This is a genomic window from Patulibacter medicamentivorans (assembly GCF_000240225.1).
GTDB lineage: Bacteria > Actinomycetota > Thermoleophilia > Solirubrobacterales > Solirubrobacteraceae > Patulibacter > Patulibacter medicamentivorans.
The window spans coordinates 1-1,396 of the sequence record NZ_AGUD01000152.1; the positions used below are offsets into that span (position 1 = coordinate 1).

A 1,396-nucleotide genomic window follows, 5' to 3' on the forward strand; every position below is an offset into this window, starting at 1 on the left:
TGCTCATGCTCATGCCTTCCTGGTGGTGGTGATCGCGGTCGGCGCCGCGACGGACGGGTCGGGCCGCGTCGGCGCGCGGCCGGCGGCTGCGGCCGGGTCGGCCGCCGCCGTCCGGTCGGCGGAGGCCTCGGCGACCTCCAGCGCCGCCTGCAGCCGCGCTCGGGCGCGGGTCAGCCGGACGGCGAACGTCGCCGCCGAGCAGCCGACGACGCGGGCCGCGGCGTGGTTGTCCAGGCCCTCCCAGGCGACCAGCGCCAGCGCCTCGCGGTCCCGCTCCGAGAGCGACGCGAAGGCCGGCGCCAGCACCGGATCGCCGGTCAGCCGTGCCTGCGGGTCGCCGCTGGCGGTGCGGTCCTCCCCCGCGTCGCCGAGCTTGCGGACCAGCGCGCCGCGGCGGGCGTGGCTGCGGCGATGGCCGTGGACGACCTTGCGGGCGACGCCGTAGAGCCACGGCAGCGGGTCCTCGGCATGCCGCGGCAGGCGCCGCCACGCGACCGCGAACGTCTCGGCCGTCAGGTCGTCGACCGCCGACGGCTCGACCCGGCGGGCGACGTAGCGGCGGATGGCGGCCTGGTGCTGGTCGTAGACCGCCCACCGCCCCGCCGTCCCGTCGGTGCGGGTTCGTCGTTCGTCGTGCGTGCTCACACCCCCTCTCTGCCGGCTGGCGGCAGCGGATTGCAGGCGGTCAGATCGCGTCCGGGTCGCAGCTGCGCGCGGTCAGCTGCTGGAGGCCGGCCGACGACCAGCGGCGGCAGAACTCGCGCTTGGCGGAGGTCGCCTGGATGTCGTAGGTGTTGGCGCCGGCGGTCGGGTTGACCCGCCGCTCGCGGATCGCATCGCGCGAGGCGACGATCCCGCGCCGGAAGGCCTCCAGCGCCTGCTCCTGCTGCGCGCTTCCGGGCGTGATCGCGGCCAGCTGCGCCAGCACCCGCTCGCGGTTGGCCAGCGCGCCGCCGAGGTCGCCGCCCGCGCTCAGGGTCCGGCCCCGAGCCGACAGGTCCATCGCCCGGACCATCTGGTCGGCGGCGACCTGGCGCGGGGTCCGTCCGCCGTCGGGCGAGGTGCCGCCGCCCGCGTCGGTCGTCGTCGTCCGCTGGCTCGGCGTGGTGGTGGTCGTGGCGCCCGTCGCGGTGCTCGCCCGCGTGGTCGTCCCGTCGGAGGTGGTGGCATCGCGCCGGCCGCCGTCGCCGGTCGCGACCTTGGCCCCCTCGTCGGAGCCCTGGTCGTCGCCCCCGCCGCCGGCGATCAGGTAGCCGCCGACCCCGGCGATCACCAGCACCGTCGGCACGATCGCGCCGATCGCGATCCAGCGGCCGCGGCCGTCGCCGCCGGACGGCGCGGCCGGCGGCGGGCTGCTCGGCCAGCCGGGACCGGACGCGGCGGCGACCGGGCGCGG

The 1,396-nt window shown here is 78.4% G+C and carries 1 protein-coding gene and 1 pseudogene; both read right to left on the minus strand.

Going from position 1 to position 1,396, the window contains the following annotated elements:
- Positions 1-9: 9 nt before the first annotated feature.
- Positions 10-645 carry an RNA polymerase sigma factor gene (locus PAI11_RS10605; protein WP_007574181.1) on the minus strand — a complete coding sequence of 212 codons (636 nt, stop codon included), beginning with the start codon at positions 643-645 and terminating at the stop codon, positions 10-12.
- Positions 646-685: 40 nt separating this feature from the next.
- Positions 686-1,396, minus strand: a pseudogene (locus tag PAI11_RS27080) (hypothetical protein); the annotation flags it as partial.